General features: G+C 40.9%; 5 protein-coding genes. 4 read left to right on the top strand and 1 reads right to left on the bottom strand.

Going from position 1 to position 9,707, the window contains the following annotated elements; all coding sequences use genetic code 11:
• Nucleotides 1-194: hypothetical protein (locus G322_RS23765; protein WP_169337492.1), on the top strand; the 194-nt coding region annotated here is incomplete at its 5' end.
• A gap of 600 nt (nt 195-794) precedes the next feature.
• Here the strand turns inward: G322_RS23765 and malT are convergent.
• A complete protein-coding gene (gene malT, locus G322_RS0114320; protein WP_022942431.1) occupies nt 795-3,506 on the bottom strand; it encodes an HTH-type transcriptional regulator MalT in 2,712 nt (903 codons plus the stop codon).
• 380 nt (nt 3,507-3,886) lie between these two features.
• On the opposite strand from malT, the gene G322_RS0114315 reads away from it, so the two are divergent.
• From G322_RS0114315 to G322_RS0114305, 3 genes are all read left to right on the top strand, one after another.
• A complete protein-coding gene (locus tag G322_RS0114315) occupies nt 3,887-6,340 on the top strand; it encodes a glycogen/starch/alpha-glucan phosphorylase (RefSeq protein WP_022942430.1) in 2,454 nt (817 codons plus the stop codon).
• Nucleotides 6,341-6,501: 161 nt separating this feature from the next.
• On the top strand, nt 6,502-8,682 hold the full coding sequence (gene malQ, locus G322_RS0114310; protein WP_028866650.1) for a 4-alpha-glucanotransferase: 2,181 nt from the start codon (nt 6,502-6,504) through the stop codon (nt 8,680-8,682).
• A gap of 261 nt (nt 8,683-8,943) precedes the next feature.
• Nucleotides 8,944-9,396 carry a pullulanase-associated domain-containing protein gene (locus G322_RS0114305; RefSeq protein ID WP_022942428.1) on the top strand — a complete coding sequence of 151 codons (453 nt, stop codon included), beginning with the start codon at nt 8,944-8,946 and terminating at the stop codon, nt 9,394-9,396.
• Nucleotides 9,397-9,707: the final 311 nt, after the last annotated feature.

Genomic DNA, 9,707 nt, shown 5'->3' with positions numbered 1-9,707 from the left:
CTGTTGAAAATGATAAAACAAGTTATTTTACCATGCTATTTTACCTAGATAGCTTAGATGATAATGAATTCGAACAACAAGCTGGTGACGTATGGGAGTGGGATGAACGGCGTGATAATTTGGGGGACGGTGAGGAAAATTTTGTTAATTTGAATGTAATACCAATCCGCCTAAGTACTGGTTTAAATGACTAATATCTGCGTTGCATTCAATCGCAATAGCCGGCTATTACTCAATCATGCGCCTTGACCTTAGTCATTTACCCTGCGTAAAACCTGATCATTATATTAAGCGGAATGGTATTAGTTGTTGTGGTTTAAGAATTTGAGCCTCATAACACGAAGGTCATCGATTCAAATTCTGCTCTCGCAACCCATTTCAAATACCCTGCAAAAACACCAAACAAACAACATCCCTCAAAATCACAAACATTCAAGACCAATTAAAATAGTTATGTTTTTATAACCTCAGACACAAACCTTCAAGGTGCTTTGTCAGGCACAACGTTCGGTAACCAGAGCAACATGAGGTAATGGTTTTCCTTTTGTGATTGTTGCAACGCAGGGCAAGGCAACTTGCCCCCATCTACGTCGTTATAAAATTTCGACTTAGAATAACTACAAAAGAATTAACGGGTTTATGTTAATCCTCTATCGACATTGATTAAATGCAGGCATTTAACAATTTGTTAGAAAGCATCGATTGAACCCGTTAGACCTTCAACTTTCTGCTTAGAATCTACTCACCTCACCGCTTGCTGAATTTTGCTCCTTGAATGATAACGGCTATAGATGTTATCTGTACCCCATCAGTGTAAGCAGGTTTTCTGCGCTTTTAATTGCTTCTTTTCGGTTCGCAATGTTCAGTTTTTGGTATAAATTACGAATATGTGTTTTGATGGTTGTGCCTGCGACATCAAGCTCCTGAGCAATCTGTTCATTGCTGAAGCCAGAATAAATCAAACCCAGTACTTGCCATTCTCTTTGTGTTAAAGGACTGGTGCGTACCAGATCTGGAATATTGGGGTGATTAATCAGCTTGTCTACAAAATTCTCATCAAAATGGACTGAACGACTTCTTTGCTTACTGGAAATATCTTTGAGTAATAGTTGGGTACGGTGTTTTTCCATATTACCTAACTCTGACTTATTCATTAGTTTCTGAAGTAAGTGTTCAATGCTTGCGCCATCAATCAAGAAATTACTGATCATGCCGGTTTGATTGCTTAAACACAGTGCTTCTTTTAATTTCTCAGATGCTAATGGTTCATCGCCAGTTTGAATCGCTAAAACAGTTTCAATGATAAGGTTACGATTTATATCGGTCACCAAATTTGAATCTCTTGCGTTAGATTGAAGTACTGAGAGTGTTTCTTTTGCCTTTTCATACTGCTTTGTAAATATCAATGCGCGCACAATATTACGCCATTGAAGCTGTAAAAAATGATTATTTGCCTCTTCTGGGCGAAGGGTTGTGTCTAACCAATGTTGCACTGACTCACTGTCTCCACGTGCTTGCCAATATATCAGTAATGAGAGGGAGGCATTTGCAGTCCAGTCGACATGATAAGTTGATTGCTGAATAAGATGTTGAATTTGTTGTATGAATCGTGTTGCATTATCAAGTTCACCACGACAAACCGCTATTCTAGCGAGCATTGAGTAACAATGGAGGTGTTTACTCGGATCAATATTGTCTAGAACGCTGATGCTTTTATAGGCACATTCTTGCGCTTCATCGAGACGATTCCAGCACCAAAATATTTGTGCTCGGTTGCGTAGCAGAAATTCGTATAAGGGTAATTGTTGCAGTTTCTGTTCTTCAACAAGTATAAATGCGTTGTTTTGCAGTTCAAATGCGGCTTGCACAAAACCTTGTGCTCTTAATATTTCGCTTTGCTGCAGTATTGCCCATAAAGCTTGATGGAAAAATTTATGTTGCCTCGCTAGCTTTTCAGTTTGTTGCATTAAGGGTAATGCTTTAATGAGGTGACCCATAACATGATTCGCTTCACCCACGATCGATGTTGCCACAATACGCCCTCTGTAAGCCTGTGCATCTATCTGGGTAAGGGCAAGTTCAGCTAATTGTAATGCTTTTTCGGGGTCATCACTGTTGATAGCAACCTGTGCAAGCAGCGTATTAACCAGCCCTTTATCATTGGCGGTTAAGGAAATATTTCGTGTTGTTATCTCTTTTTCAGCTTCAATGAGCATATTTTCTACCGCAACGTAACGGTGCTGGCTCTGTGCAAGCCATGCTCTTAATAGCGGTAACTTCATACTTGCATATAACATATCGTCGGGCAGGTCGTTGATTGCTTTTTCAAGTGTGCTTAACTCTCCATGGTCAAACATACGCCAACCATGATCAAAGACGATTTGCGCAAGTAGATCGCCATCCTTTGCCTTTTGTGCATGAAGCATTGCTTGTTGGTAAACTTCAATATCCAGCCATGCTTGTGCCGCCTTACGATGCAAGTTTTGCTCTTCTTGAGGAATTCTGGCATGACGTTCATGTGCTAGAAAATCTGCAAATAAATGATGGAATCGATACCAGTTTTGTTCACCTTCTAGCGGATAGATAAATAAACCGTAGCGATTTAAAGACTCAAGCATACTGAGCGCATCTTCTCGTTCAGTCAGTGCTTTAATTAAGGTATCGTTAAAGGTGTTAAGCACAGAGCATTGCATTAAAAAATGACGTGTTTGTTCATCTAAAATATCAAAAACTTCTTCTACAAGATAATCCCACAGATGGCCATCGCTGAAATTTGAGACAGACTCGGCAGATTGAATAAGCGTCTTTTTCTTGTGTTGTGCCTGCAATGCAATAAGTTGCAGTGCAGAAGGCCAACCTTCAACATAGTTTCGAAGGTTCTCTGCGGTGCTATCATCAACGCCCTCAGGTACCCGTTGGTTAAAGAAGCGCGTTGTTTCTTCTGTATCGAAGGCAAGCTGTTCATGGTCTATTTCGAACATTAAATCATGCACACGTAAATTAGCGATGCCTAAAGAGGGAGAGGTTCGGCTGGTCATCACCAGTGTTATATTGTCTGGCATATGCTTGATGAAAAAGCGCATTGCATCATGAATATTGTGTTCTTTGATCAGGTGATAATCATCGAGCACCAGATAACATTCTTGCTGAAAGTTAGAAAGTTCGCTAAACATTTCTGTAAACAGCGAATGCAATGAAGAAAATTGGCGTCTTTCAGCTATCGTCTGGGCGTTAGGGCAACTATCATTGGTTGCTTTGTTGATTGCCTGAATGAAATAATTTATAAAATGAAAGGCATCATTATCATTTTTATCAATGCTATACCAACCAACTGAAGGTTTATCGGCTAGCCATTGTGCTGCCATTGTGGTTTTTCCATATCCCGCAGGTGAGCGGAATAATACCAGCTTGTAAGATTGAGCTTTCTGCAATAAATGTAATACACGCGGTCTTAGAATTGCGTTATGTAATCTACCAGGTTTTGTTAGCTTTGAAGGGAGCCACATATCACTTCTCTTTAATTTTAATTAATCGTTAATCGTCATTGTTATGTTACCAAACGGATACTACGGCAAGTTAACTGAGTGCCAATGATGAGTCTCAAAATTGCTTGAAGTACACTAAATTTTACTGTGATCTCTATCAATCTCGTGACGAATATCACGGATGGTGCAGCGTTTGAATGGTTTTTAAGTCTGCTAAAAATCAATGATAAGTTTATGCGTCGAGGGAAGATGGGCTTAAGTCGAGCTGGTGAACTGCTTAAATAGTGTCTCTACGCCTCACTGCTCCTCCTTCTGTCGCATAAAGTTAGGAGGATGTTTTCGATTCAATATGCCCGCAAAATTAGTCTCAGTTAAATATAACTAACTTAAGGGACTGAATAATGAAACCAACTAAGCAAAAGCAATTTGATAAAGAACTGTTTAAAAAAGAGGTGCTAAATCACTTAAAGACCACTTACGCAAAAACCGAAGCAACGGCGAGTTCGCGTGACTGGTACCTCGCGTTAGGTCGTGCATTAGCCGGATTAACAACGGGGGATTTATTAGCAACCGAGCAAGATCCACGCATTAAAAATGCCAAGAGCGTAAATTATCTCTCACTAGAGTTTCTTATTGGTCGTCTAACGGGTAATAACCTGATTAGTATGGGGCTCTATGCTCAAATTGACGACACAATGAAAGAGATGGGGCACAGTCTTTCAGACCTACTTGAAGAGGAACGCGATCCTTCATTAGGTAATGGTGGTCTTGGTCGTCTGGCTGCATGTTTTATGGATTCGTGTGCAGCACAAGAGTTTCCAACGGTGGGTTATGGTCTGCATTATGAATATGGTCTATTTAAACAATCATTTGCAGAGTGTCATCAACAAGAAGCGCCAGATGCATGGCGTGGTGTTGAAGGGTATCCATGGGAAATTGCGCGTCCAGAGTACGCACAAGAGATAGGTTTTTTTGGACATGTAGAAGCTTACCTTGAAAATGGTAAAGAAAAGCGCCGTTGGGTGCCGGGTATGTTTGTTAAAGGCATGCCATGGGATCTTCCTATCGTGGGTTATGAAAGTGACACTGTTTATCCATTACGTTTATGGGAATGTCAGGCAATAGCCCCTTTTTCTCTAGAAAGTTTTAATAATGGTGACTACTTTGAAGCACAGCATGCTTTGATTGATGCGGGTAATATCACCAAAGTTCTTTATCCAAACGACAATCACGAAAAGGGTAAAACACTGCGTCTTATGCAGCAGTACTTTCATAGTGCTGCTTCGATGAAAGATATTATACGTCGTCATGATGAAGCAGGGCACAAGCTTGAAGATCTTGCTCGTTACGAAGCGATTCAGCTTAACGATACGCATCCGGCTATCGCTATTCCAGAGTTGATGCGCATTTTAGTTGATGAGCGAGACTTCGAGTGGGACGCTGCATGGGCAATCTGCTCTAAGACATTTGCTTACACTAATCACACTTTATTACCGGAAGCGTTGGAAACGTGGTCTGAGTCGCTAATACAGCATTTGTTGCCTCGTCATATGGAAATTATTTACCATATTAACCACTTGTTCATGCAAGAAGTACATGCAAAATGGCCTGGCGAAGTAGAGAAACAACGCAAACTTTCTATTATTGAAGAGGGTTTCCACCGTGAAGTACGTATGGCAAACCTATCGGTTGTTGGCTCTCATGCTGTCAACGGTGTTGCGGTCCTTCATTCTGATCTGGTTAAACGTGACCTGTTCCCTGAGTTTCATGAACTGTATCCAAAGCGTCTACAAAATGTAACTAATGGTGTGACACCTCGCCGTTGGTTAAAATTCTGTAATCCAGGCCTTTCTGAGTTAATTACTGACAAAATTGGTGATAGTTGGCCAGCTGATCTGGATCAGCTCACTCAAATCGCTAAATTTGCGCAGGATAAAACCTTCCAAAAAGATTATAGGGAGGTCAAGAAACATAACAAACAACACCTTGCGCAGTGGGTTAAAGACAACATGGGCATTGAGCTAAATACTAATGCAATCTTTGATGTGCAAATCAAACGTCTTCACGAATACAAACGTCAGCATCTGAATTTGTTACACATTCTTTCTCTGTATTACCGCCTGTTAAATGAACCTGATTTTGACATGGTACCGCGCGTTGTTTTCTTCGCAGCAAAAGCCGCGCCTGGTTATCATTTGGCAAAAGAGATCATCTTTGCGATTAATAAGGTTGCACAGGTTGTCAATAATGATGAGCGTATTAATAACAAACTGAAAGTCATCTTTATTCCTGATTACCGCGTTAGCATGGCTGAAATTATCATTCCTGCTGCCGATGTCTCTGAGCAAATATCAACTGCCGGAAAAGAAGCCTCGGGTACGGGTAACATGAAAATGGCGCTAAACGGTGCATTGACTATCGGTACGATGGACGGCGCCAACGTTGAAATTCGTGAAGAAGTGGGCGATGAAAATATCTATATCTTCGGGTTAGATGTTGATGGTGTTGAAGCGTTAATTGCTGATGGTTACAACCCATATGATTATTACAACAGCAACGCGCTGCTAAAAGCCTCGCTGGATATGTTACTTGACGAGACGTTCACACCCGATGAACCAGGAAGATTACGTACAATTTATGATGCACTGCTTGATGGTGGCGACCCGTACCTCTGTCTTGCAGACTTTGCTTCCTATGTTAAAGCGCATGAAGATATGGATGCACAGTATCGTGATCAAGAAGGTTGGACACGCAAAACAATTATGAACACGGCATTGGTCGGTAAGTTTAGCTCAGACCGGTCAATTCGTGACTACGTCAACAACATCTGGAAATTAAAAGCAGTACACCGTTAAAATTTCCATTGTTATAAACAAGCTGGGCCATAACGGTCCGGCTTTTTTGGGTAGTGAGTCTTTTTGAAAAGACATAACAACGCTTACTGAGAAGTATTAAGGCTTAGACCAATACTTCCAATTTAGATAAATAGGGGCACATCGTGCCACCGGAGAGTACGATGAAGAAACAATCAGTATTAAAACAAGTTGCACAGTTGGCTAACATTTCAGACCGTTATATCAGTGCGTGGGGTGATGAAGCTATCGTAGAAGATGAGACTATCTGTAGCTTGCTTGCCTCTTTAGGTTATGACACTTCCAGTGATGAAAAATTACTTAAATCTGCACAGAAAAAGCACAAAAAAGAGCCGTTGTTACCGGTTCAGGTCATCAAAGGTGATGATCAACCTATGCATATTGAGTTGAATATTACTGCTGGTGCACGTATAAGTGATTTTAGCTGGCACCTTAGCACAGAGCAGGGGGAAGTATTCGAAGGTTATCTGCAATCTCAGATTGTGCGTGATGAGCGTGCTAAAGGTGGCCCACTGGTATTTGAACTTCCTAATCTGCCATGGGGTTACCATAAATTAAAAGTAACACGTAAACGCCGTGCTAGCGCTTACCAAATGACCCTAATTGTTACGCCAAGCTGTTGTTATAAGCAAGACAGCTTAGAGAAAGGTGAAAAACTTTGGGGACCAAGTGTGCAGCTTTATACCTTACGAACGCCTAACAACTGGGGAATGGGTGATTTTGGCGATCTAAAGCAACTGGTTACTGAAATCGCATCTCGTGGTGGTGATTTTGTTGGTCTTAACCCGATTCACTCTCTCTTCCCTGCAAATCCTGAAAGTGCGAGCCCCTATAGTCCTTCTTCACGAAGTTGGTTAAACATCATGTACATTGATGTTAATGCAGTACCAGAATTTGCACTGAGCATCGAAGCGCAACAAAAAGTAGGTAGTGCAGAATTTCAGCAACGCCTTAAGCTGGTGCGCGAAGAAGACTGGGTTAATTATAGCGAAGTCGCTACCCTTAAAATGAGCGTACTGCCACTGTTATTTAAAGAGTTTAAAGTCACACATCTTGATAAAGAAAGTGCACGGGCGAGTGATTTTCTCTCTTTTGTAGAGCAAGGTGGGGAAAGCTTAAAACATCAAGCTACATTTGATGCGCTTCATGCTCAGCTGCATGGGCAAGATTCTTCTATTTGGGGTTGGCCTGTTTTCCCTGAAAAATACCGACAATTTGATAGCGTTGCGGTACAAAAATTTATCAAGAAAAATGAAATGTCAGTTCAGGCATATCTGTATTTTCAGTGGATTGCTGACAATCAGATTAATGAAGCTCAAAAGCTTGCTGAAGAAAGTGGTATGTCTGTTGGTTTATATCGAGATCTCGCTGTGGGAGTTGCAAATTCAGGCTCTGAAAGTTGGGCAGATAATGGTAATTTGGTACTTGATGCAAGCATCGGTGCGCCACCCGATGTACTTGGGCCACTAGGACAAAACTGGGGGCTTCCACCTCTTAATCCACAAGTGCTAAAAGCCACGGGTTATGATGCGTATATTAAATTACTTCGTGCCAACATGAAACACTGTGGCGCATTACGTATCGACCATGTATTAGGATTGTTACGTTTATGGTGGATCCCAGAAGGTAAAGACGCAACAGGTGGGGCTTATGTTTATTATCCTGTTAACGATATGTTAGCGATTCTTGCGCTTGAATCACATCGCCAACAGTGCTCCGTTATTGGTGAAGACTTAGGCACTGTACCCGATGAAATTGTCTGCCTACTTACTGATGCTGGTGTTCACTCTTACAAGTTATTCTTTTATGAAAGTGCTGATGATGGCGGATTTATATCTCCCTCACATTACCAAGCACAATCTATGTCTGCACTTTGTACCCATGATATGCCAACACTGAGAGGTTTTTGGCATTGCGATGATCTAGAGATGGGTAAAAATCTCGGTCTGTACACGGATATGCAACAGTTAGCTAAATTATCTAATGAAAGGTTAGTTTGCAAGCAAGCAATTTTGGACAGTGTTGCAGGACATGGAAATTTACCAGATGGAATCGGTCGTGATGCATCGTTGGTACCGATGGATTCATATCTGAGTGATGCGTTACAGTTACACCTTGCAGCAGGCTCTTCAGCATTGTTTAGTGTGCAGTTAGAAGATTGGTTAGAGATGGATAAACCGGTCAATATTCCGGGGACTGTTGATGAATACCCTAACTGGCGTCGTAAACTTTCAATGAACCTTGATGAAATTTTTGCAAAAGAACAGGTAAATAATATCGCTAAGCAGCTGACAAAAGTGCGTGCGCAAGCGAGTAATCGATAACGCTGCGATTTATGGCCTTTAATCACGCTCTATTGGGCATGATTAAAGGCCTATTTTAATCCATATTAAGCTTATATTTATAAATTAATATATATCTCAAAATACTCCTCTACTCCCTGAGGCTAAGCCTTTTTTAAACGGTGCTAGGCTGATTCATTCCTGCCACTATGCTTTTATAATTTCAATATCTTCAAGCATTTAGCGTTTGGGATACGTTGTAAAACACAATAAAAATTCAAATGAAACCAATAAGGATATTTTATGAAATACAAATATTTAGTTGCCGCTTTGACCGCAATAACCATTGCTGGTTGTTCCACTAAACCAGCTGTGGAAGCAGAGGTCCAAGAGCAGGTAGTTGTAGTGAATAGCATCGCTAGTTTATATAGTCCGAGTCCGAGTGAAGCGGTTATTTATTATAAGCGTGCTGATAATGAATACGCTGATTGGGGATTACATATTTGGTCTGGTGACGTGGCTAAAGCAACCACTTGGTTTGATGCATTCCCACTGACCGGTATTTCTGAGAAGTATGGTGCTTATTATGTTGTGCCACTAAAAGGGGATGATTGGGCAAAATTTAAATTTATTGTTCATAAAGGTAATGCTAAAGATTTAGGCGGTTTGGACCATGATTATTCACGTGTGAAATTTGGCCAAGACGTGTTCACCACTGAAGGTAGCATTGTGTTGCAGGCCGATCCTGTTAACTAAAAATACGGCTTCTACTACCTAGTAGAGCTGATAAACGCCTTCTTAACTAATTCACTCGTGTGGTTGTTTTTGAAGGTGCTTTTCTCCTATCCTATCCTAGATAATCTCTTCAATATTTATCTTATCATCTCAGGGCAAACGGGTTTAAATAATACAAGTTAAGTACAGTTAACCACCAATCTAGTGGTTTTTCTTGATTGAAGGGATTAGTCTCTATTTATATAAATGAAAACATGCAGGACTAAAGTCCCACTTCCCAAAAGTAAGCTAATTATTCATCGGAAGTGGGACTTTAGTCCTGCCTTTTGATG

Source organism: Psychromonas hadalis ATCC BAA-638 (assembly GCF_000420245.1).
Classification (GTDB): Bacteria; Pseudomonadota; Gammaproteobacteria; order Enterobacterales; family Psychromonadaceae; genus Psychromonas; species Psychromonas hadalis.
Note: the sequence above shows the minus strand (reverse complement) of the source record. Positions and strands in the feature narration are given on the sequence as shown.

What these genes read in the sequence shown, in the direction of transcription:
- malT (WP_022942431.1), bottom strand. Translation starts at nt 3,506, where the DNA reads ATGTGGCTCCCTTCAAAGCTAACAAAACCTGGTAGATTACATAACGCA.
- G322_RS0114315 (WP_022942430.1), top strand. Translation starts at nt 3,887, where the DNA reads ATGAAACCAACTAAGCAAAAGCAATTTGATAAAGAACTGTTTAAAAAA.
- malQ (WP_028866650.1), top strand. Translation starts at nt 6,502, where the DNA reads ATGAAGAAACAATCAGTATTAAAACAAGTTGCACAGTTGGCTAACATT.
- G322_RS0114305 (WP_022942428.1), top strand. Translation starts at nt 8,944, where the DNA reads ATGAAATACAAATATTTAGTTGCCGCTTTGACCGCAATAACCATTGCT.